23 protein-coding genes, 2 pseudogenes and 1 riboswitch are annotated in these 23,627 nt (G+C 65.9%); of the genes and pseudogenes, 19 read left to right on the forward strand and 6 right to left on the reverse strand.

Annotated elements, in window-relative coordinates; translation table 11 throughout:
- Positions 1-37: 37 nt before the first annotated feature.
- A complete protein-coding gene (locus tag ACNJYD_RS29015; RefSeq protein WP_212254582.1) occupies positions 38-766 on the forward strand; it encodes a dienelactone hydrolase family protein in 729 nt (242 codons plus the stop codon).
- 1 nt (position 767) lies between these two features.
- On the opposite strand, the gene ACNJYD_RS29020 is transcribed toward ACNJYD_RS29015, so the two are convergent.
- Together ACNJYD_RS29020 and ACNJYD_RS29025 are read right to left on the reverse strand one after the other, a co-directional pair.
- Positions 768-1,043 (reverse strand): hypothetical protein, encoded by a 276-nt coding sequence (locus ACNJYD_RS29020; protein ID WP_212254581.1) that lies wholly within the window; start codon positions 1,041-1,043, stop codon positions 768-770.
- Entirely contained in the window at positions 1,040-1,834 is a 795-nt protein-coding gene (locus tag ACNJYD_RS29025; RefSeq protein ID WP_212254580.1) for a DUF899 domain-containing protein, read from the reverse strand. The genes ACNJYD_RS29020 and ACNJYD_RS29025 overlap by 4 nt, the downstream gene beginning before the upstream one ends.
- Positions 1,835-1,924: 90 nt before the next feature.
- Between ACNJYD_RS29025 and ACNJYD_RS29030 the strand changes: the two genes are divergently transcribed.
- From ACNJYD_RS29030 to ACNJYD_RS29060, 7 genes are all read left to right on the forward strand, one after another.
- A complete protein-coding gene (locus ACNJYD_RS29030) occupies positions 1,925-3,145 on the forward strand; it encodes a helix-turn-helix domain-containing protein (RefSeq protein ID WP_439364046.1) in 1,221 nt (406 codons plus the stop codon).
- A 29-nt stretch (positions 3,146-3,174) separates the two neighbouring features.
- Positions 3,175-3,813 carry a Vgb family protein gene (locus ACNJYD_RS29035; RefSeq protein ID WP_172787204.1) on the forward strand — a complete coding sequence of 213 codons (639 nt, stop codon included), beginning with the start codon at positions 3,175-3,177 and terminating at the stop codon, positions 3,811-3,813.
- A 129-nt stretch (positions 3,814-3,942) separates the two neighbouring features.
- Positions 3,943-5,511: a DUF4403 family protein gene (locus ACNJYD_RS29040; protein ID WP_439364047.1), complete on the forward strand. Its 1,569-nt coding sequence runs from the start codon at positions 3,943-3,945 to the stop codon at positions 5,509-5,511.
- Positions 5,512-5,841: 330 nt separating this feature from the next.
- Positions 5,842-6,951 (forward strand): ABC transporter ATP-binding protein, encoded by a 1,110-nt coding sequence (locus ACNJYD_RS29045; protein ID WP_439364048.1) that lies wholly within the window; start codon positions 5,842-5,844, stop codon positions 6,949-6,951.
- A 65-nt stretch (positions 6,952-7,016) separates the two neighbouring features.
- Complete coding sequence (locus ACNJYD_RS29050; protein ID WP_260382578.1) at positions 7,017-8,066, forward strand: ABC transporter substrate-binding protein; 1,050 nt, start codon at positions 7,017-7,019, stop codon at positions 8,064-8,066.
- A gap of 234 nt (positions 8,067-8,300) precedes the next feature.
- Complete coding sequence (locus tag ACNJYD_RS29055) at positions 8,301-9,563, forward strand: ABC transporter permease (protein WP_439364049.1); 1,263 nt, start codon at positions 8,301-8,303, stop codon at positions 9,561-9,563.
- Complete coding sequence (locus ACNJYD_RS29060) at positions 9,560-10,390, forward strand: ABC transporter permease (RefSeq protein WP_439364050.1); 831 nt, start codon at positions 9,560-9,562, stop codon at positions 10,388-10,390. Before ACNJYD_RS29055 ends, ACNJYD_RS29060 begins: the two co-directional genes overlap by 4 nt.
- A gap of 209 nt (positions 10,391-10,599) precedes the next feature.
- On the opposite strand, the pseudogene ACNJYD_RS29065 reads toward ACNJYD_RS29060, so the two are convergent.
- Positions 10,600-11,120: pseudogene (locus ACNJYD_RS29065) on the reverse strand (PRC-barrel domain-containing protein).
- Between the two features lie 226 nt (positions 11,121-11,346).
- Entirely contained in the window at positions 11,347-11,886 is a 540-nt protein-coding gene (locus ACNJYD_RS29070) for a hypothetical protein (RefSeq protein WP_439364051.1), read from the reverse strand.
- Between the two features lie 177 nt (positions 11,887-12,063).
- On the opposite strand from ACNJYD_RS29070, the gene ACNJYD_RS29075 reads away from it, so the two are divergent.
- Together ACNJYD_RS29075 and ACNJYD_RS29080 are read left to right on the forward strand one after the other, a co-directional pair.
- Complete coding sequence (locus ACNJYD_RS29075; protein ID WP_439364052.1) at positions 12,064-12,834, forward strand: response regulator; 771 nt, start codon at positions 12,064-12,066, stop codon at positions 12,832-12,834.
- A gap of 11 nt (positions 12,835-12,845) precedes the next feature.
- Entirely contained in the window at positions 12,846-14,168 is a 1,323-nt protein-coding gene (locus tag ACNJYD_RS29080; protein ID WP_439364053.1) for an ATP-binding protein, read from the forward strand.
- On the opposite strand, the gene ACNJYD_RS29085 is transcribed toward ACNJYD_RS29080, so the two are convergent.
- Positions 14,169-14,369: a hypothetical protein gene (locus tag ACNJYD_RS29085; protein WP_172787194.1), complete on the reverse strand. Its 201-nt coding sequence runs from the start codon at positions 14,367-14,369 to the stop codon at positions 14,169-14,171.
- Positions 14,370-14,599: 230 nt separating this feature from the next.
- Between ACNJYD_RS29085 and ACNJYD_RS29090 the strand changes: the two genes are divergently transcribed.
- From ACNJYD_RS29090 to ACNJYD_RS29120, 7 genes and pseudogenes are all read left to right on the forward strand, one after another.
- Entirely contained in the window at positions 14,600-15,160 is a 561-nt protein-coding gene (locus tag ACNJYD_RS29090) for a lytic transglycosylase domain-containing protein (protein WP_212254570.1), read from the forward strand.
- 202 nt (positions 15,161-15,362) lie between these two features.
- A riboswitch (TPP riboswitch) is annotated at positions 15,363-15,491 on the forward strand.
- Positions 15,479-16,489 carry an FAD-dependent oxidoreductase gene (locus ACNJYD_RS29095; RefSeq protein WP_212254569.1) on the forward strand — a complete coding sequence of 337 codons (1,011 nt, stop codon included), beginning with the start codon at positions 15,479-15,481 and terminating at the stop codon, positions 16,487-16,489. It overlaps the preceding riboswitch by 13 nt.
- A 7-nt stretch (positions 16,490-16,496) precedes the next feature.
- On the forward strand, positions 16,497-16,694 hold the full coding sequence (thiS, locus tag ACNJYD_RS29100) for a sulfur carrier protein ThiS (RefSeq protein WP_439364054.1): 198 nt from the start codon (positions 16,497-16,499) through the stop codon (positions 16,692-16,694).
- A gap of 195 nt (positions 16,695-16,889) precedes the next feature.
- Entirely contained in the window at positions 16,890-17,672 is a 783-nt protein-coding gene (locus ACNJYD_RS29105; protein ID WP_439364055.1) for a thiazole synthase, read from the forward strand.
- Positions 17,659-18,267, forward strand: a complete 609-nt coding sequence (locus ACNJYD_RS29110; protein WP_439364056.1) for a thiamine phosphate synthase — start codon at positions 17,659-17,661, stop codon at positions 18,265-18,267. The genes ACNJYD_RS29105 and ACNJYD_RS29110 overlap by 14 nt, the downstream gene beginning before the upstream one ends.
- Positions 18,268-18,437: 170 nt before the next feature.
- Positions 18,438-20,336, forward strand: a complete 1,899-nt coding sequence (gene thiC, locus ACNJYD_RS29115) for a phosphomethylpyrimidine synthase ThiC (protein ID WP_439364057.1) — start codon at positions 18,438-18,440, stop codon at positions 20,334-20,336.
- A gap of 406 nt (positions 20,337-20,742) precedes the next feature.
- Positions 20,743-20,946 (forward strand): annotated as a pseudogene (locus ACNJYD_RS29120) (mismatch-specific DNA-glycosylase); the annotation flags it as partial.
- Between the two features lie 333 nt (positions 20,947-21,279).
- On the opposite strand, the gene ACNJYD_RS29125 reads toward ACNJYD_RS29120, so the two are convergent.
- Entirely contained in the window at positions 21,280-21,717 is a 438-nt protein-coding gene (locus tag ACNJYD_RS29125; protein WP_439364058.1) for a VOC family protein, read from the reverse strand.
- Between the two features lie 234 nt (positions 21,718-21,951).
- Here ACNJYD_RS29125 and ACNJYD_RS29130 point away from each other — a divergent pair, with 234 nt between their 5' ends.
- Entirely contained in the window at positions 21,952-22,599 is a 648-nt protein-coding gene (locus ACNJYD_RS29130; protein WP_439364059.1) for a glutathione S-transferase family protein, read from the forward strand.
- 232 nt (positions 22,600-22,831) lie between these two features.
- Complete coding sequence (locus ACNJYD_RS29135; RefSeq protein ID WP_439364060.1) at positions 22,832-23,536, forward strand: glutathione S-transferase family protein; 705 nt, start codon at positions 22,832-22,834, stop codon at positions 23,534-23,536.
- Positions 23,537-23,627 lie beyond the last annotated feature (91 nt).

Here is a 23,627-nt window from a genome sequence, read left to right on the forward strand (position 1 = left end):
TGCTCGCTAGCCTGGCTTCAGCAGCCATGGCACGCGCATGACACAAACACCCTTTCCCTATCGCGATAACACCGCCGAGCTCCAGGGCATCCTGGTCACGGACGACGCAACATCAGGCCGGCGCCCCGGCGTCGTGCTGTTTCCCGACGCCCGCGGAATCGGGACGCATGCGATCGCCTGCGCGGAACGACTGGCCGGGCTCGGCTTCGCCGTGCTGGTGGCCGATCTCTATGGCGGCGGCAGGACGGCGCCCGACGTCGCCGAAGCGATCAAGCTGATGAACGAGCTGCGAGCCGACGAAGAGCGCTGGCGCGGGCGGGCCCAGGCGGCGCACCTCGCCCTGTCAGGGCACGAGGCGGTCGACGTCATGACGCTTGCCGCCATCGGCTATTGCTTCGGCGGCACCACCGCGCTCGAGCTGGCGCAAACCGGCGCGACGCTCGCCGCAGTCGTCTCCTTCCATGGCGGACTCACGAGCCTGAAGCCGGATCGTGCTGCCCATATCAAGGCCAAGGTTCTTGTCTGCCACGGCGCCGCCGATGCGCTGGTGACGATGGCCCAGCTTGGCAGCTTCGAGGAGCATATGCGCAGGACCGGCGTGGACTGGCAGGTCAACGTCTATGGCGGCGCGGCGCATGGCTTCACCAATCCGGAGCTCGTCGGCGCCGCCTTGCCGAACCACGCCTACCATGCCGCCGCGGATCGGCGGTCATGGGCCGCGATGCTCGGCCTGTTCGAGGAAGTGTTTGGGCTGAAGCTGCGCTAGTCTAGGCGGCTGCGCCCCGCCACTCCGCGATCAACCTCAGCCAAGCCGCTGCATGAAACGCACTCATCAGGAGATACATCGGCACCATCCCGCCGAGCAGCGAGCCCTGCCCGGCGCTGCACAGCGTATCCGCCGGGCCGTCGCCGAGCATGGCCGTCAGCAGTGCCATCATCGCGAAGGTCGGCGTGGCCGCCAGGCCCAGCCATCTGGCGAGGTGGCGCGCGGCCGCCACAGCGTCGGGGCTGACGCTGGGGGCCGCGCTGACCGGACCGGTCATTGCCGTTCTCCCGCAGCCTCCTCGCGGAAGGCTTTCTCGCCGGCGTCCGAGATCTCCACCCATTTCTTGTCGGGCGCCGCACCGTCTGTGTAGCTGTCGTGCCAGTTCCACCATTTGTAGGTCGGGGTCTGCGGATAGCCCGGAGGCGAATCCTCCCACACCTCCTGCCGGCCGAGCGGGGTGATGTCGAGATAGTTCCAGGTGCCGCCCATCTGTTCATCACCGCGGCTCTTGACGAAATAGGTGCGGAAGATGCGGTTGCCGTCGCGGTAGAACACGTTGGTGCCGTGCCATTCGTCCACGCCGAAATCCGCATCGAAGCTGTCGGTGACCGTGACCCAGGGCATGGTCCAGCCCATCCGCTGTTTCAGCCTGACGATGTCGGACTGCGGCGCGCGCGAGGCGAACACCAGGGTGGTATCGCGGGCGTTCAGATGCGAGACATGGGCGACCTGGTCGGCCACCATGGAGCAGCCGCGGCAGGCATGATCGGGCCAGCCGAACACGCCGGGCTCGAAGAAGGCGCGGTAGACGATCAGCTGTCGCCGGCCCTGGAACAGATCAGCCAGGCTGACCTTGCCGCCGGGCCCCTCGAACGCATAGGTTTTGCTAACTTCCATCCATGGCATGCGCCGGCGCTCGGCGGCCAGGGCGTCGCGGGCACGGGTATGCGCCTTTTCCTTCACGAGCAGTTGCTGGCGGGCGGCCTCCCAGTCGTGCGCCGACACCACCGGCGGGGTCTGCATGGCGGTCTGTCCGTTGGTTCCGGCCTTTTCTGCTGATGTCATCATGACTCTCCAAAGCTTTTGCTTGACGTCCTGCCAACAATTTCTGGCACCAAGCGGTTGCGCGGTGGGAGTAACAAGTGTGGCGGGATTGACATGGAGTCGCTGATCACGGCCGCCGCGCGCGCATTGGAGGCCGGCGATCCGCTTGGCGCGCTGAACCGCGTCGCGCTGCGCAACGACGCACCGTCGCTGGCGCTCCGCGGCATCGCGATGGCGCAGCTCGGCGATCTCGCCAAGGCCAAGACGCTGCTGCGGAGCGCTGCGCGCGCCTTCGGACCGCGCGAGGCGGTGGCACGCGCAAGGTGCCTGGTGGCCGAAGCCGAGATCGCGCTGGTCTCGCGCGATCTGAACTGGCCGGTGAAGACGCTCGCGGCGGCCCGCGCGACGCTCGAAAAGCACGGCGATCTCGTCAATGCCGCCCATGCAGGCCATATCGAGGCGCGCCGCCTGCTTCTGGTCGGGCGCCTTGACGAGGCCGAGCGCACGCTGGCCGAGGTCCGTCCCACGCCGCTCCCGCCCGCGTCCCAAGTCGTCCGCGAACTCGTGGTCGCCGGCATCGCCATCAGGCGACTCAGAACGAAAGACGCGCGCGCGGCGCTCAGCCGCGCGGCTGACGCGGCGCGCCTTGCCAGCATCCCGGCGCTCCTGGCCGAGGTGGACAGCGCGAACCTGATCCTCGTCACGCCGGCAGCACGCCTGATCGCGCGCGGCAGCGAACATCCGTTGTTGCTGGGAGAGGTCGAACGGCTGGCGACCTCGACGGCGCTCGTCGTGGACACCTTCCATCACGTTGTCCGCAGGCAAGGCGTCGCGGTGTCGCTCGGAACGCGTCCCGTGCTGTTCGCGCTCGCGCGTCTCCTGGCGCAGGCATGGCCCGCGGATGTCTCGCGCGAGACGCTGATCTCGGGCGCATTTCAAGCCAGGCACGCCGACGAATCGCACCGCGCGCGCTTGCGCGTCGAGATCGGACGGCTCCGCACCCAGCTCGAGCCGCTGGCCGACATCAGCGCGACGCAGCAGGGCTTCGTGCTGGCGCCGCGGAAGACGCGCGACGTCCTCGTGCTGGCGCGGCCCGATGAGGAAAAGCACGCCGCTGTCCTCGCCTTTCTCGCCGACGGCGAGCCGTGGTCGAGCTCGGCACTCGCACTTGCGCTTCGCATCAGCCCGCGCACCGTGCAGCGCGCCCTCGAAGACCTGGCGCGGTCGGGCAAGGTGCAATCGTTCGGACACGGACGGGCGCGCCGCTGGATGACACCGCCCGTCCCCGGTTTCCCGACAGGCTTGTTACTCCCCACACCGCTCCTGAAGACATAGGATGCGCGTTGAGCACAGGGATCGAGCACATGAAACGTTCAGCCGCCGAGATCGTCACGGAGTATGGGCCCTTTCCAGGCGTTGAGGCCGTGCATGGCGTCACCTATGACGGCACGCATGTCTGGTTCGCCTCCGGCGACAAGTTGAACGCGGTCGATCCGGCCGACGGCAAGATCGCGCGCTCCATCGACGTCGCCGCTCATGCGGGAACGGCGTTCGACGGAAGGCATCTGTTCCAGATCGCCGAGGACCGCATCCAGAAGATCGATGCGGCCTCGGGCAAGGTGCTCGGCACGATTCCGGCGCCCGGCGGCGGCGGCGATTCCGGCCTGGCCTGGGCCGAGGGCTCGCTCTGGGTCGGACAATATCGCGAGCGCAAGATCCATCAGATCGATCCCGAGACGGGGAAGATCCTCCGCACCATCGAGAGCAAGCGCTTCGTCACCGGCGTGACCTGGGTGGATGGCGAGCTCTGGCATGGCACCTGGGAAGGCGAGGACAGTGATATCAGGCGGATCGATCCTGAAACGGGCAAGGTGCTCGAGCAGCTCGACATGCCCGCTGGCACCATGGTCTCGGGCCTGGAGTCCGACGGCGGTGACCGCTTCTATTGCGGTGGCGGAGATCGCGGCAAGGTGAGAGCGGTCCGCCGTCCGCGGCACGGCTAGGCCCGCAATACGCGGCAACGTCCCGTTCACACCCGTTAACCTGTTCGCCCCAATTCCACCCCACCGGTGCGCTCTAGCGCCCTCCTCGCCCGCCCTGTAGAATCCCCGCCCGGGCGGCTTGGGGGATTGATGCGTCTGACGTGGAATCTGAAGACAATCCTGATCGGCGTCGCGGTGCTCGCGGCGTCGTTCTTCATCAGCCTGAAGGCGATGGACCTGCTGTCGCCGCGCGCGACGAATTCGGCGCCGCCGGTCGCGCAGCTGCCGCCGCTGCCGCCGGCTTCGAAGAGCTCCATCGTGATCGCGCCGGTCGCCATCGCGCTGTCGGCGATCCGCGAGCAGGCCGAGAAAGCCGCGCCGCGCAATTTCGCCGGGAAGGCCGACAACCCGATCTCGCAGATCCTGGAGAACGCCGATATCGGCTGGTCCGCCGTCCGCGGCCCGATGGCGGCAAACGGCGACAAGGACGTGCTGACGATCTCGACGCCGCTCACCGGCAAGCTCAACGTGACGGGCTCGCTGTCGTCGAAGGCCACCGGCGCGCTTGGCGACGCGCTCGGCAGCGTCCTCGGCGGTGACGCCGCGAAGCGGATCGGCGCGGTCAACATCAAGAACCTGAACGCGAGCGCGGAGATCAAGGGCAACGTCGTCGTCACCTCGCGCCCGAAGCTCGCCGCCGCCTGGCATCTGGAGCCCAACCTCGGCGCCCAGGTCAATCTCGGCGACACCAACGTCAACGTCGCCGGCGCCAAGGTCAACGTGCCCGCGCAGGTCAAGCCGCTGATCGACAAGACTGTCGGCGAGCAGATCAACGCCGTCTCGGAGCGCATCCGCAGCGATCCCAGCCTGCGCGAGAATGCGAAAGCGCAATGGATCAAGGCCTGCCGCTCGATCCCGCTGCAAGGATCCAGCGCTTCGGCAGCGCTGCCGCCGCTCTGGCTCGAGATGAAGCCGGTGCGCGCGATCGCGGCGCAGCCGCGCGTCGATGCGCAGGCCGTGACCTTGCTGCTCGGCCTCGAAGCCGAGACACGCGTGACCTCGACGCAGACCAAGCCGGACTGTCCATTCCCCGACAAGATCTCGATCGTGCCGCCGACCGGCACCGGCGTGAACATCGGCGTGCCGATCGACGTGCCCTTCACCGAGATCAACAAGCTGATCGCGGCCCAGATGGTCGGCCGCACCTATCCCGAGGACGGCTCCGGCCCGGTCGACGTCACCGTCAAGAGTGCCAACGTCATCCCCTCGGGCGACCGGCTGCTGATCTCGCTTCTGGTGCGCGCCAAGGAAAAGAAGAGCTGGTTCGGCCTCGGCGCCGAGGCGAATGTGCACATCTGGGGCCGGCCGGTGCTCGACCAGGCGCAGCAGACGCTGCGGCTCACCGACATCCAGCTCGCCGTGGAATCCGAGGCTGCCTTCGGCCTCCTGGGTGCCGCCGCCCGCGCGGTGATGCCGCAGATGCAGCAGGCGCTGCTGCAGAAGGCAACCCTCGATCTGAAGCCGATCGCTGCCAACGCCCGCGAGAAGATCGCGGCCGCGATCGCCGATTACCAGAAGAGCGAGGACGGCCTCAAGGTCGAGGCCAAGATCGACAGCCTGACACTCGCCGACATCGCCTTCGATTCCAAGACGCTGCGCGTGGTCGCCGAAGCCGGCGGAGCGCTGAACGTATTCGTGACGAAGCTGTCGGGGATGTAGCGCGTCCCTGCTCGTCGCAGGGCCGTCGCATTTGACTTGTTGCAGCGGCCTGCGCGCACGCCTCGTCCTTCGAGACGGCGCTTACACGCCTCCTCAGGATGAGGCTATTCGACGTCAGTGCCCTCTGAAACTGCAGCCACGCCCTCCATCCTCATCCTGAGGAGCCCGCCCAAGGCGGGCGTCTCGAAGGATGGCCGCAGGGAAAGCTTTCATAAGGGATCGTCCCGCCACTCACCGGACCCTCACAATTCCTCGTCGCTTGCGCCGCTGGCATTCTCGCTGCAGGATGCTAATCTCGCACGGCATTGTAGGGGACAACGCGAGGACAACATGGAAGCCGGCATGGTCACGCCTGCGCCGGCGCTGGTGCGTTTTTCAGGCATTCAGAAGACCTATGATGGCGAGCATCTCGTGGTGAAGAACCTCGACCTCGATATCAGGAAGGGCGAGTTCATCACCCTGCTCGGCCCCTCGGGCTCGGGCAAGACGACCACGCTGATGATGCTGGCCGGCTTCGAGGTGCCGACCCATGGCGAGATCTACCTGGCGGACCGGCCGATCAAGAACGTGCCGCCGCACAGGCGCGACATCGGCATGGTGTTCCAGAACTACGCGCTGTTTCCGCACCTGACGATCGCGGAAAACATCGCCTTCCCGCTATCGGTTCGCAAGTCGAGCAAGGCGGAAACGCAAGAGCGCGTCAACGCGGCGTTGCGCATGATCAAGATGGAAACCCTGGCGCACCGGCGGCCCGGGCAATTGTCCGGCGGTCAGCAGCAGCGCGTGGCGCTGGCTCGCGCGCTGGTGTTCAATCCGCAGCTCGTGCTGATGGACGAGCCGCTCGGCGCCCTCGACAAGCGTCTGCGCGAGCAGATGCAGCTGGAGATCAAGCAGCTGCACGAGACGATGGGCATCACGATCGTCTATGTCACCCACGACCAGAGCGAAGCGCTCACCATGTCGGACCGCATCGCCGTCTTCAACGACGGCATCGTGCAACAAATCGACCGCCCCGACGCGCTGTATGAGCATCCCGTGAACAGCTTCGTCGCCCATTTCATCGGCGAGAACAATGTGCTCGCCGGCACCGTCGAGACGATCGACAAGGACTATTGCAGCATCGCGCTGGCCGGTGGCGGCACCGTGACAGCGCGGGCGGTCAACGTGTCAGGCGCGGGCGCATCGACCTCCCTGTCGGTGCGGCCGGAGCGTGTCGCAATCGTCACGAATGGCAATTCCGGTGAGGGACCGAACCGGCTCCCGGCGACGGTCCAGAACACGATCTATCTCGGCGATCACGCGCTGGCCGTGCTCGATGTCGCCGGCAACGCCGAGTTCATGGTCAAGCTTCAGCCGGGAGCGCATGACAGCCTGAAACATGGCGGAACCGTATTCATCACCTTCCGCCCGGAGGACTGCCTCGCCCTCGATCCGGTCTGATCTGCCGCCGGCGAAGCTGAAACAATCAATGTCAACGCAACTCACATAAAGAAGGAACGAAGACCATGCTGAAGCGCAAGATTGCTCTGGGTTTCGCCGCGGCACTGAGCGCCAGTGCTGCGCTGGCCACGATCGCAGAGGCGCGTGACCTCACCGTCGTCTCGTGGGGCGGCGCGTATCAGGAGGCCCAGAAGAAGGTCTATTTCGAGCCGTTCAAGAAGGCGTCCGGCGTTGCGATGAACGACGAATCCTGGGACGGCGGCGTCGGCGTGCTGCGCGCCAAGGTGCAGGGAGGTGCCGCCACCTGGGATGTCGTCCAGGTCGAGAGCGACGAGCTCGCGGTCGGCTGCGAGGAAGGCCTGTTCGAGAAGCTGGACTATTCCAAGATCGGCGGCGAGGCTGCCTATATCCCGCCGTCGGTCAATCCTTGCGGCGTCGGCGCCATCCTCTACGATTTCGTGCTCGGCTACGACAAGGACAAGCTGAAGGAGGCCCCGAAGGGCTGGGCCGACTTCTTCGACACCAAGAAGATTCCGGGCAAGCGCGCTCTGCGTCAGGGTCCGAAGACCACGCTGGAGATCGCGCTGATGGCCGACGGCGTCCCACCAAAGGACGTCTACCACGTGCTGGCGACCGACGAGGGCGTTGAGCGCGCGTTCCAGAAGCTCGACACCATCAAGGGCGACCTCGTCTGGTGGAAGGCCGGCGCGCAACCGCCGCAATTGCTCGCCTCCGGCGAGGTGGCGATGACCTCGGTCTACAATGGCCGCATCGACACCGCGAACAAGAACGAAAAGAAGAACTTCGGCATGGTGTGGGACGGCGCGCTGTTCACCCTCGACAGCTGGGTCATTCTGAAGGGGAGCCCGAACAAGGACGCGGCCTACAAGTTCCTGGATTTCGTCGGCAAGGCGGAGAACCAGTCCAAGCTGTCGGAGAACATTGCTTACGGGACGTCGAACAAGGACGCCGCCGGCCGGCTCCCGCCCGCCGTTCTGAAGGACCTGCCGACAGCGCCCGACAACATCAAGAACGCGGTCGAGATCAACGTCGCCTTCTGGCTCGAGAACATCGACCGCCTGACCGAGCGCTTCAACAAGTGGGCCGCGAAATAGCGCGCGACAGTACCGGCGTGCGGCACAGGCGGAGGGAAGAATGTCGCGAAGAGCTCGCCCGCGGCGCATCCTTCGAGACGCCCGCCTGCGGCGGGCCCTCAGGATGAGGGCGGGATTTGTGGCGGCGACTTTGCAGGCACCCATGTCGATGAGCCTCATCCTGAGGAGACCGCGAAGCGGTCGTCTCGAAGGACGAGGCGCTTGCTCAGGCCTCTCGTCAACGAGGCTCACGCCATGACAACCACGTCCCTGCCCGGCGCCAATGCGCAGGCCGAGGTGCCGCTTAAACGCCGATTGAGGCGCGCTGAGCGGACACGCCAGGTCAAGGCGTTGGCGCTGGTCCTGCCGCTTCTGCTGTTTCTGCTCTTCACCTTCGCAGGCCCGATTGCCGGTATGCTGTGGCGCGCGGTCGAGGACTGGGAGGTGCGTCAGGTCCTGCCGCAAACAACAGCGGCTCTCGCCAGCTGGGACGGCAAGGACCTGCCGGATGAGAAGGCCTATGCGGCGTTGGCAAGCGACATCCTGGCGGCGCGCGCCGCCGGCACCGTCGCGATTGCGGCCAAACGGCTCAACTACGCGCTCAACGGCTTCCGCACGATCCTGACCAGCACGGCGCGCAATCTGAAGGCGGTGCCGGAGCCGGGGACGGCCAAGGAGACGCTGGGCAAGATCAACCCCGCCTGGCGCGAACGCGCCACCTGGACCACGATCAAGGAGGCGAGCGGCCCGATCACCGGCTTCTACCTGCTCGCTGCGCTCGACCTGACGCGAAACGCGGACGGCGCGATCGTCGCCGCTCCACCGGATCAGGCCATCTACCGCGACATTTTCCTCCGCACCTTTCTCATCAGCCTCGGTGTCACGGCGCTCTGCCTGATCCTCGGTTTCCCGGTCGCTTACCTTCTGGCGACGCTGCCGCCTGGCCGGTCGAACCTCTTGATGATCTTCGTGCTGCTGCCGTTCTGGACGTCGCTCCTGGTCCGCACCTGCGCCTGGATCGTCCTGTTGCAGAGCAAGGGCGTCGTCAACGACAGCCTGCACTGGCTTGGCATCATCGACGCGCCGCTCCGCCTGATCTACAACCGCTTCGGCGTCTGCGTCGCCATGACCCACGTCCTGCTGCCGTTCATGATCCTGCCGCTGTACAGCAGCATGAAGGCGATCTCGCCTGCTTACATGCGGGCCGCCGCTTCGCTCGGTGCGCCACCCCTCACCGCCTTCCTGCGGATCTATCTGCCGCAGACGCAGCCCGGCATCGGCGCGGGCAGCCTGCTCGTCTTCATCCTGGCGCTCGGCTACTACATCACGCCGGCCCTCGTCGGCGGCGCCGCCGACCAGATGATCAGCTACTTCATCGCGCTCTACACGACCGAGACGGCCAATTGGGGCCTTGCTTCGGCGCTGGGTGCGGTGCTGCTGCTGGCCACCGTTCTGCTCGCTCTCGTCTACGGCAAGCTGGTGCAGGGCCAGCAGGTCACGGGAGGGATGAAGAATTGAGCGACAATTCCTCCTTGCGCACGCCCAGCCAGCGCATCGCGTGGACCGCGACCATCGTTGTCTCCACGCTGGTGTTCATCTTCCTGATCGCGCCGATCCTTGCGATCATGCCGCTGTCGTTCAGCTCTAGCGCGTACCTCACCTATCCGCTGCCGGGCCTTTCCTTGCGCTGGTACGACGACTTCATCACTTCGCCGCGCTGGATGAACTCGCTCAAGAACAGCATGATCATCGGCGTCGCCTCGACGCTGCTGTCCATGGTCCTTGGGACGATGGCCGCGCTGGGGCTGGCGCAGTGGAAGAGCCGGTTCAAGCCGCTCGTGCTGGCCTTCGTGCTGTCGCCGGTGGTCGTGCCCGGGGTCATCACCGCGGTCGGCCTGTACTTCTTCTTCGCACCGATCGGGCTGACGGGCAGCTATCTCGGCCTGATCCTGGCTCACACCGCGCTGGCGACACCCTTCGTGGTGATCACGGTCGGTGCGACGCTGCAGAGCTTCGACACCAATCTGGCACGGGCCGCTGCCTCGCTCGGCGCCTCGCCGCTCGAAGCCTTCCGTCGCGTGATCCTGCCGCTGATCCTGCCGGGCCTGGCGTCAGGCGCGCTGTTCGCCTTCGCGACCAGCTTCGACGAGGTGGTGATCGTGCTGTTCATGGCAGGTCCCGAGCAGCGCACCCTGCCGCGCGAGATGTTCAGCGGCATCCGCGAAAACATCAGCCCCACCATCACCGCAGCGGCGGTGATTTTGACGACAATCTCGGTCATCCTCCTGGCCACCCTGGAAGCCCTGCGCCGGCGCAACGAACGGCTCAAGGGCAGCGGGGGCTGATTGCCGGCACAATTTCCGTCATTGCGAGCGCAGCGACTTGTCCGCCGAAGCCTCGGCGAAGGCGGAAGCAATCCAGAAATGCATCCGCGGAGATAGCTCTGGATTGCTTCGTCGCAACAGCTCCTCGCAATGACGCGGGCGGACGAAGACACGACAGCGCGCCCGGTGAAAACCAGGCGCGCTTCGTTCAGGCCGTTACGCGAACCGCATTACTCCGCGTACTTGAACTGCGGCATGTTCTTCAGCTCGTCCTTGCTGGCATTGAACACGGCGTGATCCGGATACCATTTCGACGCGGACGACGTCGCCGCGGGCGCCGCGGGCCTGTCGGTGCCGGTCGCAGCGCCGGTCGTCGTCCCGGCGGGCTTGGCGCCGGTGTTCGCGCCGGTGCCGGTATAGGCGACGGGCTCGTTGACGAACTTCAGTTTCTCGTAGGGCACGGCGACCAGATGCTCGCCCATGCCGAGGAAGCCGCCGACGCCGATCACGGCGATCTTGATGTCACCGTTCTTGTCCATCAGCAGGTCGTTGATCGTGCCGATGTTCTCGTTGGCCTCGTTGTAGACCTTCAGGCCGTCCATCTTCGAGGTGCGCCACTGGCCGGAAGCCGTCGTGGTCGTTGCGGTGGCCGCAGGGCCGCCTTGTCGGTGGTGGCGGGCGGCGTTTGCGCGAACGCGACGGTCGCGAGCAGGGCGGTACCGGCGAGGCCGGTGACGATCGATTTCATCATGTTGTCCTCTCCTTGCGAAAACCTTGTGCGGAGAAAACAGCGCTGATCACGCGCAGTTCCGTGCGCGCCGCAATTTCGTCGCGCAATGCGCGAGCGGAGCATCCACGAGGTTAGTTCCTGCGTCACTCAGGAACATTTTGCGATGCACGGTTCCCCGCCGACGACCATGCACGCTGGGGTGAGGCATGATCGCGGCGAGGACCGCGCCGACCCGGCGTCGCCGAGGTCAGCTCTCGTAGTCGATCAGGAGAGCGGAGAGGCTCGAATTGCCGGTTGAGCTGCCATTGGCACCATAGGAGGATGCCGACGATTGCGATTGCTGGAGCGCCTTGAGGAATTGCTGAAGGATATCCTTGGTCGTCGCGTCGGCCGACGTGCTGCCGGCCGAACCGGTCGTCGACGAATCCGACGAATTGTCGTCCGGCGACGGATCGCCCGCGCCGTCGGGACCGCTCGCCGAGGTGGACTGAAACACGCTTTTCAGCTCCTCGGCCTGCTCGGAGGTCAGCGTCCCGTTCGAGACTTCCGTCGAGATGAGGTCGTCGAGCTTCGACTGCATCGCCTCCTTGGAGGGACGCGTGCCGCTCGACCGGTCGCTCGCCCGGCTCTGCTGGAGCGCCTTATCGATGTCGGTCAGCGCCGTCGAGAGCGCGGACTGGTCCGACGACGAGATCGCGCCGGCGGAGACTTGCGATTGCAATTGCTGCTGCAGCCGCTGCAGCAGCGACAGATGACTGCCGGTGGAGGCCGCCGTAATCGAGGTCATGATGGCTCCGTGGTTCTTGCGGGTGTGGCGAACGGCGCCACGGTAGGGTTGACGCGCTTAACGAGAACTTGCCGCGCCATGCCCGGTCGATTGCCGTCCGTTGCGGGCAGCCGGCCAGAAACAATCCGAAACAAAAATCTTCGCCATTTGACCCGAATTTTGGACAAACAAGGGCGCATGGCCATTCCCAATCCCAACATCCTGGTCGTCGAGGACGACCGCGAAACCCGGACGCTGATTGCGAAATACCTGCGCAACAACGCCTGCAACGTCACTGCCGTCGCCGACGGCCGTGAGATGTCGCGCGCCATGGCCGATCACCGCGTCGACCTCATCATCCTCGACGTCATGCTGCCCGGCGAGGACGGCCTCACGCTGTGCCGCAAGGTGCGCGCAGAAAATCAGACGCCGATCATCATGCTGACCGCGCGCGGCGAGGACGTCGACCGCATCGTCGGCCTCGAGATGGGTGCGGACGATTATCTGCCGAAGCCGTTCAACCCGCGCGAGCTGCTCGCCCGCATCAACGCGGTGCTGCGCCGCCAGGCGGCCGCGCAGGCGGCAAGCTCGATCGGAGGTGCCTCGATGCTGACCTTCGAAGGCTGGCGCATCGATCTGCGCCTGCGCGAGCTGCGCAATCCCGAGGGTGCGCGCGTCGCGGTGACCAGCGCCGAGTTCGACCTGCTGCGCACGTTCTGCGAGCGGCCCGGCCGCGTTTTGTCGCGCGACAGCCTGCTCGACCTCACGCAGGGGCGCAACACCGGCTCGTTCGAGCGCTCCATCGACGTGCTGGTCAGCCGCATCCGCCGCAAGATCGAGCCCAATCCGGCCGATCCCACCCTGATCAAGACGGTGCGCTCCGGCGGCTATCTGTTCACGCCACGAACCGAGGTCGCGGGAACTGAGGCAGCAGGCCCCGAAGCGGCCGCAGCGCCCCTGAGCCGCTGAGAGCGACGACGATGAAGCCGTCCTCGTTCTTCCATCTCAGCGGGATCGGCGGGCAGATTGCCGCGCTGGTGCTGGCCTCGACCGTGGCGCTCCATCTCGTCGTCACCACCGCCTTCCTGATCAGCCGGCCGGACCGCCCTGATGCGTCGCCGGACCGGGCGCATCAACTGGCCGATGCCGCGCTGTTGCTCGGTGCGGCGGAGGCGAGCGAGCGTCCGCGCCTCGTCACCGATCTTGCGCGCGCCTTCCCCAGGCTCGGCATCGAGATGCTGGCGCCCGGCACGGCTAATCTCGCGGAGAGCGACACCTTGCATGTGCGCGGGATGCACCGTCATCTCGACCGCGCCTACAGGACCGGACTGCTGGCTTCAGGCGGTATCGAGCCCCGTATCGGCGTGCAATTGCCCGACGGCACCGTGATCGCGGGCCAAGTCGATGGCGGCCCGCGGCCGTGGTTCTGGGGCGCGCCCTGGCTGATGGCGCTGGTGAGCGCGTTCTTCTGCGTCACCGTGCTCGGCCTATGGGCGGCGGGCGCGCTGACGCGGCCGCTGTCGTCCTTCGCCGAGGCGGCGGAGAATTTCAGCCTCGACGGCACCGCCGAGCCGCTGCCCGAGCGCGGCCCGGAGGAGATCCGCGCGGTGGCGCGCGCGCTCAACCGCATGCACGAGCGGATCGCCCGCCTGATGTCGGATCGCACGCGGATGCTGGCCGCGATCAGCCACGATTTGCGCACGCCGATCACGCGGCTGCGCCTGCGCGCCGAGTTCATCGAGGACGAGGCCAACCGCAAGCGCATGCTGATGGATCTCGACCAGATGCGCGCGATGCTGGAATCGGTGCTGTCGCTGCTGCGCGACGACCGCAAGGCCGAGGCGGTGACGCTGGTCGACATCGCCAGCACGCTGCAGCTCGTCGCCGATCAGTTCGGCGACATGGGCCATGTCGTGCACTATGTGGGGCCGGTGTCCGCGACTGCCGCCGCGCGGCCCGACGATCTGCATCGCGGCGTCACCAACCTGGTCGAGAACGCCGTGCGCTTCGGCGCCGAGGTGACGATCCGCCTCGACGTCTCGGACACCACGCTCGTCATCGACGTCGAGGACGACGGCCCCGGCATTTCGGGTGCGCGCAAGCAGGAGATGCTGGAGCCGTTCGTGCGCGGCGACGAGGCGCGCACCATGGACGAGTCCACCGGCTTCGGGCTCGGCCTGTCGATCGCGCGCGCGATCGCACTCGCCCATGGCGGCGAGCTGTCGCTGCACGACCGCAAGCCGCATGGCCTGATCGTACGGATGCAATTGCCGGTCTCGCAGGCGCCGCGCCTTGCCGCGTGATCAAGCCGCGAGCGGCGGGTGCTCGATGGCCTCGTGCGGGAAGATCGCCACCGCCTCGAAGCGATAATTGCAGGCGCGGCAGGTCCAGAGATAGGAGACGCGGCCTTCGCCTGGCTCGATCCAGTCAGGGAACGGGATCGGTGTGCCACATTGTGCACAAGGGTTCTGCTTGGGGATGTCGTCGATGTCTACAGGGGTCATGGACGTTCTCCCGAGTGCTGGTCTTGAGTGACGATTGTTGGGCGAATGCGCGAATGGACAGACCCGCTGTCGCGTAAGGCGCTCCACCAACTCGGAGCTTAACCCAGGTTTAAGTCGTAAACGCGACGAGCCGGCGAAAATCGCAGCTGGTGACATTTCGCCACATCATCGCCGTGTTCCCACGGCCTAACGCGCTGGGGTGCGGGTCCGTTCTGCCGAGGAATATTTCGATGAAAATCTTACGTGTCGTCGCGCTGCTCGCGGCCGGATTGACGTTGCCGCAGGCAGCTTTCGCCGGCGAAGCCGAATATGCCGAGATGGTTGCCGCCCATGCCCGCGCCAACGGCGTGCCGGAGGCGCTGGTGCATCGCGTCATCATGCGCGAAAGCCGCTATCAGCCGCACCTCGTCGGCCGCGGCGGCACCATCGGGCTGATGCAGATCAAGCTCGCGACCGCGCGCGGGGTCGGCTACACCGGCGATGCCGCAGGCCTGCGCGATCCCAACACCAACCTGACCTACGCCGTGAAGTACCTCGCCGGCGCCTATCGCGCCGCCAATGGCGATCACGCGCGAGCCGTGCGTTATTTCGCGGGCGGCTATTACTACGCTGCAAAGCGCCAGCGGCAGGAGGCCGTGCAGGTCGCCAATGCGGGCGAGACCATGGGCCAGGGCACTATGGGTCAGCCTTGGCTCGAGCCGAACGGCAATCCGCAGCCGATGTTCGCCGCGCCGACGCACAGAAAGCTCGCCCAGCGTGTCCGCAACGCGCGGGCGCAGGCGCTCAAGTAAGCTCTCGTGTCCCGGACGCGCTGCAGCCTAGGCGATGCGAAGCATCGTCCGGTAACGCTGCTGCGCAGAGCCGGGACCCAGCACCCTCCGCAAAATGGGCCCCGGCTCAGCAGCGCACCACTGCGTGATGCGCTGCGTCGGGGGCACGGACGGGTTCCGCGGCAACACGCGTTGACCACCCCGCCCTGCTGGCATACATTGGCACCGTTCCGAGGGGTGCTCCGAGGAGGAGCTGAGATACCGCTAAATGGGCAATACCGCCCAGGACCGCGGTGACCCTTTGAACCTGATCCGGGTCATGCCGGCGAAGGGACAGGGATGTTGCAGACGACCAAGCGACCGGATTCACCGGTTTCCATCATCGGCGCAGGCATCGCGGGCGCCTGGCAGGCGCTGCTGTTCGCCCAGGCCGGCCACGCCGTCACCCTGCATGAGCGCGGTGACGAGGCGATGACGGATGCCACCAGCCATTGGGCCGGCGGCATGCTCGCGCCCTATTGCGAGGCCGAGGTCGCCGAACCCATCATCAGCCGCCTCGGCTTGCGCTCGCTCGATCTCTGGCGGCGCGAGCTGCCGGACACGCCGTTCAACGGCTCGCTGGTCGTTGCCCACCCACGCGAGCGCAACGATTTCGAGCGCTTCGCGCGCATGACCGAGCATCACCGCCGGCTCGATGCCGCCGGCCTTGCCGCGCTCGAGCCGTCGCTGGAGGGCCGCTTCCGCGACGCGCTGTTCTTCCCCGCCGAGGGCCATGTCGAGCCGCGCCGCGTGCTGCCGCAGCTGCACGAGCGCATCCGCGCCGCCGGCGGCACCATCAAGTTTTGCAGCGACGTCAGCGCTGCCGAGCTGGACGGCATCGTGATCGACTGCCGCGGCCTTGCCGCGCGCGACGAGGAGCCGGAGCTTCGCGGCGTCAAGGGCGAGATGATCCTGATCGAGACCGACGAGGTGCAGCTGGCGCGCCCGGTGCGGCTGATCCATCCGCGCTGGCCGCTCTACGTCATCCCGCGCGAGAACGGCCTGTTCATGCTCGGCGCGACCTCGATCGAGGCGGAGGACACCGGCGTCAGCGTGCGCTCGGCGCTGGAGCTATTGGGCGCGGCCTATACCGTGCATCCGGCCTTCGGCGAGGCCCGCATCCTCGAATTCGGCTCGGGGCTTCGGCCTGCTTTTCCCGACAATTTGCCGCGCATCGGCATTCGCGATCGCAGGATCAGCGTCAACGGCCTCTACCGCCACGGCTTCCTGATCGCCCCCGCGCTCGCCGAGCTGACGCTCGCCTATGTCGAGCGCGGCCAGATCGACAACGAGGTGATGCAATGCGCGTGATCGTCCAATGCTTGTGATCATAAACGGCGAGCAGCGCGAGGTCAGCGCGGCCAGCGTCGACGCGCTGCTCGCCGAGCTCGACTACGAAGGCACTCATTTCGCCATCGCGCTCAATTACGACGTCGTGCCGAAAAGCCGCTGGGCCGAGACGCGCCTGAAGGCCGGCGACGAGATCGAGATCATCACGCCGCGGCAGGGAGGGTGAGGTGATGATTGCTGTCTATTTGTCGCGCCCGCGCGCGCCCCACACTCCCCTGTCATCGCCCGGCTTGACCGGGCGATCCAGTACGCCGCGGCTTCACGGTTCCAGCCGCACTGCCGCGGCGTACTGGATCCCCGCCTTCGCGGGGATGACAGCTACATCTGGGCTGACAGCATCCACTAAGGAGACACCTCCCACATGGTGACCTTCTACGGCAAAACCTTCGCCTCCCGCCTGCTGATCGGCAGCGCTCTCTATCCCTCGCCTGCGATCATGCAAGGCGCGATCCGCGCCTCCGGGTCAAACATCGTCACGGTGTCGCTGCGGCGCGAATCCGCCGGCGGCAAGACCGGGGACGCGTTCTGGAAGCTGATCCGCGAGCTCGACGTCACCGTGCTGCCGAACACCGCGGGCTGCCGCACCGTGCGCGAGGCCGTGACGACGGCAAAGCTCGCGCGCGAATTGTTCGCTACCTCCTGGATCAAGCTCGAGGTCATCGCCGACAACGACACGCTGCAGCCCGACGTCGTCGGCCTGGTCGAAGCCGCCGGCATCCTGATCAAGGACGGCTTTGAGGTGTTCCCCTATTGCACGGAGGATCTCTCGGTCGCGAGCCGCCTCGTCGATGCCGGCTGCAAGGTGGTGATGCCATGGGCCGCGCCGATCGGCAGCGCGAAAGGCATCACCAACCGCGATGCGCTGAAGCTGCTGCGCGAGCGGCTGCCCGACATCACGCTGGTGGTCGACGCCGGCCTGGGCGCGCCCTCCCACGCCGCGCAGGCGCTGGAGCTCGGCTATGACGCCGTGCTGCTCAACACCGCCATTGCCAAAGCCGCCGATCCCGTCGCGATGGCCAACGCCTTCCGCATGGGCTGTGAGGCCGGCCGCACCGCTTACGAGGCCGGACTGATGAACGCCCGCGACTTCGCCTCGCCCTCCACCCCTGTCGTTGGGACCCCGTTCTGGCATGCCGTATCCTGATCGCTTTTATCCCGTCGTCGACAGCCTCCAATGGGTCGAACGCCTGACCAAGCTCGGCGTCGGCACCATCCAGCTGCGCGCCAAAGAGCTGAACGACGCCGACGCGCTGCAGATCGTCAGCGACGCGCTGGCCATCACCAAGGACACGCAAACCAAGCTGGTGGTGAACGACTATTGGCGCGCGGCTATCGTCGCCGGCGCGAAGTACCTGCATCTCGGCCAGGAGGATCTGGCGGAAGCCGACCTCAACGCGATCCGCGAGGCCGGCCTCTCCCTCGGCATCTCCACCCATGACGACGCCGAGCTTGAAACCGCGCTCAAAGCCAAGCCGGACTATGTCGCGCTCGGCCCGATCTTCTTCACCACGCTCAAATCGATGCGCTTCGAGCCGCAGGGCATTCCGAAGATCACCGAATGGAAGCAGCGCATCGGCACCATCCCGCTGGTCGCCATCGGCGGCATCAAGTTCGAGCACGCCGCGGAGATTTTTGCGGCGGGCGCGGATTCGATTGCCGTGGTGTCTGACGTCACCCAGAACCCCGACCCCGACGCCCGCGTGCGGCAATGGCTCGACGGTTCGAAGGAGGCGGCGTGATGCAGGTCCCGCTCTCATCACGCGTCATTGCGAGGAGCCCTTGCGACGAAGCAATCCAGACCGTCTCCGCGGACGCATTTCTGGATTGCTTCGCTGCGCTCGCAATGACGGAGCAAGAATTCACCGCCGTCGCTCCAACGCACGCACACCAGAATTAACCGGAGGATCCCATGAACATCCGCTCCAACCCCGACAAAACCGTCCCCGCCGTCACCACCGGCCCCCTTCCCTCCTCGCGCAAGATCTTTGCGACCCCCGACGCCGCGCCTGATATCCGCGTGCCCTTGCGCGAGATCATCCTGTCCGAAGGCGCCGGCGAGCCGAACCTGCCGGTCTACGACACCTCGGGCCCCTACACCGACCCCAGCGTCACCATCGACGTCAACGCCGGCTTGGCGCGCAACCGCAAGCAATGGGTGCTGGAGCGCGGCGGCGTCGAGGAGTATGAGGGCCGGCAGATCAAGCCGGAAGACAATGGCAGCGTCTCCACCGACAAGGCCGCGCGCGCCTTCTCGGCCTATCACAAGCCGCTGCGCGGCCTCGACGGCCACAAGGTGACCCAGCTCGAATTCGCCCGCGCCGGCATCATCACCAAGGAGATGATCTACGTCGCAGAGCGCGAGAACCTCGGCCGCAAGGCTCAGCTCGAGCGCGCCGAAGCGGCGCTCGCCGACGGCGAGAGCTTCGGCGCCTCGGTGCCCGCCTTCATCACCCCGGAGTTCGTGCGGGACGAGATCGCGCGCGGCCGCGCCATCATCCCCTCCAACATCAACCACTCAGAGCTCGAGCCGATGATCATCGGCCGCAACTTCCTGACCAAGATCAACGCCAATATCGGCAACTCGGCGGTGACCTCGTCGGTCGAGGAAGAGGTCGAGAAGATGGTGTGGGCGATCCGCTGGGGCGCCGACACCGTGATGGACCTCTCCACGGGGCGCAACATCCACACCACGCGTGAGTGGATCCTGCGCAACTCGCCGGTGCCGATCGGCACCGTGCCGATCTACCAGGCGCTGGAGAAGTGCAACGGCGATCCCGTCAAGCTGACCTGGGAGCTCTACAAGGACACGCTCATCGAGCAGTGCGAGCAGGGCGTCGACTATTTCACCATCCACGCCGGCGTGCGCCTGCAATACATCCACCTCACCGCCAGCCGCGTCACCGGCATCGTCTCCCGCGGCGGCTCGATCATGGCGAAGTGGTGCCTGGCGCATCACAAGGAAAGCTTCCTCTATACGCATTTCGACGAGATCTGCGACCTCATGCGCAAGTATGACGTCTCGTTCTCGCTCGGCGACGGCCTGCGTCCCGGCTCAATCGCCGACGCCAACGACCGCGCCCAGTTTGCGGAGCTCGAAACGCTCGGCGAATTGACGAAAATCGCGTGGGACAAGGGCTGCCAGGTCATGATCGAAGGCCCCGGCCACGTGCCGATGCACAAGATCAAGATCAACATGGACAAGCAGCTCAAGGAATGCGGGGAAGCGCCATTCTACACGCTTGGACCGCTGACCACCGACATCGCGCCGGGCTACGACCACATCACGTCGGGCATCGGCGCCGCCATGATCGGCTGGTTCGGCTGCGCCATGCTCTGCTACGTCACGCCGAAGGAGCATCTCGGCCTGCCCGACCGCAACGACGTCAAGACCGGCGTCATCACCTACAAGATCGCCGCCCACGCCGCCGACCTCGCCAAGGGCCACCCCGCCGCGCAATTGCGTGACGACGCCCTCTCCCGCGCCCGGTTCGAATTCCGCTGGACCGACCAGTTCAACCTCGGCCTCGATCCGGACACCGCGAAGAACTTCCACGACGAGACCCTGCCGAAGGAAGCCCACAAGGTCGCCCATTTCTGCTCGATGTGCGGCCCGAAATTCTGCTCGATGAAGATCACGCAGGACGTGCGGGACTATGCGGCGACGCTGAACGATCCGAACAGCGTGGGGATGTCGATGCAGGGCACCGCCGAGGACGGCATGGCCAAGATGAGCGCGAAGTTCAAGGAGATGGGCGAGAGCTTGTATCTGGATGCGGAGAAGGTGAAGGAGAGCAATCGGGTGTTGTGAGGGCTTGTCTTATGATCACAACGGGTGCCTTGAACTCGTTGTGATCATTTGGCCTCCTCCTCACTCACTGCCAGCTCGAAATATTTATCCAGTAGAGATCTGATCTCCATCTTTGGCGAACCACGCGGCACCGTAACTCGCACAATTGAACCGCTGACACCTTCCGTCCAAACCACGTGACTTATGAAAGGAAAATTTTGGACGAGAGCCTCATTAACTTCTCGCCTTTTTGTAGCCCGCATTCTCGGAAACTCATATTCGATGACTTCAGCATCAGTTCCGCGGGACCTGGATGCCACTTCGGCAATCGGACGATCCAATCGCTGGATTGATGCGCGAAGCGACCTTAACTCCTCAAGGATAAATTCCTGTCCCGAAACTTCCTTTTTGTCGAGTTTCGCGACTGTACCGGCCGCGGACGGTTGCGTTCACGAGCAAGAAGGCGGCGAGCTTGTTTTACGGCAGGCCGTCAGCTGCGATTGCGCTGGGGCGGCAGATGCGAAATGAGAGTTTGCCGGAGATATTTGTATTGCCGTCGCCGTCGGGGGCGGCGTCGGGGCATTGGACGATCGAGCCGTGGCGGGAGTTGGCTAGGTGGATTGCTGCGTAGGCTGGGTTGGCGCAGCGTAACCCACCTCTTCTGTCGCCGCCGATGCAGACGTGGTGGGTTACGCCTTCGGCTAACCCACCCTACGAGAGCGCGCCACACCCACAGACCTCATCCTGAGGAGACCGCGCAGCGGTCGTCTCGAAGGATCGCCGCGGGCGAGATGAGGGCCTTCATGGTTCGAAACGGTGCTTCGCGCCTCCCGCCACGAGGATCCAGCTTCGTAGGGTGGGCAAAGGCGCGGCAGCGCCGTGCCCACGAATTCTTCGCGAGTCCCGGCGGTGCGTGGGCCACGGCGCGAAGAGCGCCTTTGCCCACCCTACGGTACCGTCCCCCTCACCCCGCATACGCCCTGTCCAGATCCGCGATCACGAGCTTCCGCATCCCCATCATTGCCTGCATCACGCGGTTCGCTTTGGTGCGGTCGGGGTCGCCGAGATAGCGGCCGAGCGCCGTCGGGATGACCTGCCAGGACAGGCCGAATTTGTCCTTGAGCCAGCCGCACCTCGATTCCTCACCGCCGTCGGCGGTGAGACGGCTCCAGAAATAATCGACCTCGCCTTGCGTCTCGACGCTGATGAAGAACGACACCGCCTCGTTGAAGCGGTATTGCGGCCCGCCATTGAGCGCGTGGAAGCGCTGGCCCTCCAGCTCGAACACCGCCATGGAGTCGCTGACGGTCTCGACCCTGGCGTTGGGAAACACCGATTTGTAGAACGCGACGGCCTCGGGGACGTTGTTGTCGAACCAGAGAAACGGCGTGATCGAGGTCATGAACTTGTATCCTTTCGGCTGGGGCTGGACGCTCGGCAGGGCGCCGCTGTCCCAAGGACGAGCGAGCGGGCGGCATTCCGACAGGGGAGCCCCACTTTTTCCGCCCCGCAGGTGTCGTCCCGGCCTAGTGCGCAATTGCGCACGGGCGCCGGGACCCATAACCACAGGCGTAATTGTCGGAATGCCGACCGCCGGTTCGTCCTCTGAACACAGACGCAACACCCGGAGCCCCCGATGCCCATCATCACCGCCTTCGAAAACTCCCCCGATCGCGGCCGCGGCCACGCGCGCGACATGCGCGTCCGCTGGGCTTTCGAAGAGGTCGGCCAGCCCTACGACGTTCGCCTCCTCTCTTTCGCCGCGATGAAGCAGCCGGCGCATCTTGCGCTGCATCCGTTCGGGCAGATCCCGACCTATGAGGATGGCGACCTCGCCCTGTTCGAGTCCGGCGCGATCGTGCTCCACATCGCCGAACACCATGACGGCTTGCTGCCGAAGGATGCGAGCGCGCGCGCCCGCGCGATCGCATGGATGTTCGCCGCGCTGAGCACGGTGGAGCCGCCGATCGTCGAGCTTACCATGGCGATGATGATTGAGCGCGACAAGAGCTGGTACGCCGAGCGCCTGCCGGGCTTGCAGGAGCACGTGCGCATCCGGCTCGGCGAATTGTCCCGCCGCCTCGGCAAGGCCGACTGGCTCGACGGCGCCTTCAGCGCCGGCGACCTCATGATGGTGACGGTGCTGCGGCGGTTGAACTCGTCAGGCCTGCTCGACGAATACCCCGACATTGCCGCCTATGTCGCGCGCGGCGAGGCGCGGCCGGCGTTCCGGCGGGCGTTCGACGCGCAACTGGCGGTGTTCAACGCGGCGTCGCGTTCGTAATTCGTAGGGTGGGTTAGACGCGCGGCTGCGCGAAGCGCGGGCCGTGCGGCGTAACCCACCGCCTCTGTTTCGGCGGATACGAAGGTGGTGGGTTACGCCTTGCACCTTCGCGCGTTGAACGACTGCGCTCGTGAGCGGCTAACCCACCCTACGAGAGCTGTGCCAGGCCCAACCGTTGCGCCGGCCGCGACCCTCCTGCATTCTAGCCTCCACCACCCCAGAGGAGCCCGCCATGCTGACCCTCTACTCCTATCCGCAACTGTTCGGCGTCGCCGACAACAACGGCTACGGCCTCAAGGTCTTCGCCTTCCTCAGGCTCGCGGGCGTGCCGTTCGTGCATGAGCACGTCTTCGATGCCTCCGCCGCGCCGCGCGGGCAGCTGCCTTACGTCGTCGACGACGGCGAGATCATCGGCGACAGCGAGACCATCATCGCGCATGCGACCGCGAAATATCGCCTGACGATCGATGCCGGCTTGTCATCGGAGCAGCGCCGCACCAACCATTTCGTGACGCGCATGCTCGACGATCTCTACTGGGTGATGTCCTTTTCGCGCTGGAAGGACGAGCGCTTCTATCCGGCGTTCCGCGACGCCTTCATCGCGCAGCATCCGCAGATCGACGCTGATGGCTTCGAGAAAGCCAAGGCCTACAACGCGCAGCGCTATCACTTCCAGGGCATCGGCCGCTACACGCCCGAGCAGGCCTATGCCCGGGGCCTCGCCGATCTGCAGGTGCTGGCGGAGATCGTGCCGGCGCAAGGCTTCGTGCACGGCGCGGCGCCGACGAGCGTTGATGCCGGCATCTACGGCTTCATCGCCAATATCTATTTCTTTCCGATCCCGACGCCGCTGAAGGCCTTCGTCGATGCGCACGCAAACCTCGTCGCGCATTGCGAGCGGATGCATGCGATGGTCAAAAATCGTAGGGTGGGTTAGCTTCGGGCGGCGCGAAGCGCTGTCCGAAGCGTAACCCACCACTGTCGTCTCCGGAGACGCCGAAGAGGTGGGTTACGCCCCGCAGATGCGC

This window comes from Bradyrhizobium sp. SPXBL-02, assembly GCF_051853065.1.
Lineage (GTDB): Bacteria > Pseudomonadota > Alphaproteobacteria > Rhizobiales > Xanthobacteraceae > Bradyrhizobium.

Excerpts from the sequence above, each read along its gene's own strand:
- ACNJYD_RS29040 (WP_439364047.1), top strand. The coding sequence starts at position 3,943 with ATGCGTCTGACGTGGAATCTGAAGACAATCCTGATCGGCGTCGCGGTG.
- ACNJYD_RS29015 (WP_212254582.1), top strand. The coding sequence starts at position 38 with ATGACACAAACACCCTTTCCCTATCGCGATAACACCGCCGAGCTCCAG.
- ACNJYD_RS29095 (WP_212254569.1), top strand. The coding sequence starts at position 15,479 with ATGTTGCAGACGACCAAGCGACCGGATTCACCGGTTTCCATCATCGGC.
- ACNJYD_RS29090 (WP_212254570.1), top strand. The coding sequence starts at position 14,600 with ATGAAAATCTTACGTGTCGTCGCGCTGCTCGCGGCCGGATTGACGTTG.
- ACNJYD_RS29125 (WP_439364058.1), bottom strand. The coding sequence starts at position 21,717 with ATGACCTCGATCACGCCGTTTCTCTGGTTCGACAACAACGTCCCCGAG.
- thiS (WP_439364054.1), top strand. The coding sequence starts at position 16,497 with ATGCTTGTGATCATAAACGGCGAGCAGCGCGAGGTCAGCGCGGCCAGC.
- ACNJYD_RS29080 (WP_439364053.1), top strand. The coding sequence starts at position 12,846 with ATGAAGCCGTCCTCGTTCTTCCATCTCAGCGGGATCGGCGGGCAGATT.
- ACNJYD_RS29130 (WP_439364059.1), top strand. The coding sequence starts at position 21,952 with ATGCCCATCATCACCGCCTTCGAAAACTCCCCCGATCGCGGCCGCGGC.
- ACNJYD_RS29070 (WP_439364051.1), bottom strand. The coding sequence starts at position 11,886 with ATGACCTCGATTACGGCGGCCTCCACCGGCAGTCATCTGTCGCTGCTG.
- ACNJYD_RS29030 (WP_439364046.1), top strand. The coding sequence starts at position 1,925 with ATGGAGTCGCTGATCACGGCCGCCGCGCGCGCATTGGAGGCCGGCGAT.
- ACNJYD_RS29050 (WP_260382578.1), top strand. The coding sequence starts at position 7,017 with ATGCTGAAGCGCAAGATTGCTCTGGGTTTCGCCGCGGCACTGAGCGCC.
- ACNJYD_RS29110 (WP_439364056.1), top strand. The coding sequence starts at position 17,659 with ATGCCGTATCCTGATCGCTTTTATCCCGTCGTCGACAGCCTCCAATGG.
- thiC (WP_439364057.1), top strand. The coding sequence starts at position 18,438 with ATGAACATCCGCTCCAACCCCGACAAAACCGTCCCCGCCGTCACCACC.
- ACNJYD_RS29055 (WP_439364049.1), top strand. The coding sequence starts at position 8,301 with ATGACAACCACGTCCCTGCCCGGCGCCAATGCGCAGGCCGAGGTGCCG.
- ACNJYD_RS29045 (WP_439364048.1), top strand. The coding sequence starts at position 5,842 with ATGGAAGCCGGCATGGTCACGCCTGCGCCGGCGCTGGTGCGTTTTTCA.
- ACNJYD_RS29035 (WP_172787204.1), top strand. The coding sequence starts at position 3,175 with ATGAAACGTTCAGCCGCCGAGATCGTCACGGAGTATGGGCCCTTTCCA.
- ACNJYD_RS29085 (WP_172787194.1), bottom strand. The coding sequence starts at position 14,369 with ATGACCCCTGTAGACATCGACGACATCCCCAAGCAGAACCCTTGTGCA.
- ACNJYD_RS29025 (WP_212254580.1), bottom strand. The coding sequence starts at position 1,834 with ATGATGACATCAGCAGAAAAGGCCGGAACCAACGGACAGACCGCCATG.
- ACNJYD_RS29105 (WP_439364055.1), top strand. The coding sequence starts at position 16,890 with ATGGTGACCTTCTACGGCAAAACCTTCGCCTCCCGCCTGCTGATCGGC.
- ACNJYD_RS29075 (WP_439364052.1), top strand. The coding sequence starts at position 12,064 with ATGGCCATTCCCAATCCCAACATCCTGGTCGTCGAGGACGACCGCGAA.
- ACNJYD_RS29020 (WP_212254581.1), bottom strand. The coding sequence starts at position 1,043 with ATGACCGGTCCGGTCAGCGCGGCCCCCAGCGTCAGCCCCGACGCTGTG.
- ACNJYD_RS29135 (WP_439364060.1), top strand. The coding sequence starts at position 22,832 with ATGCTGACCCTCTACTCCTATCCGCAACTGTTCGGCGTCGCCGACAAC.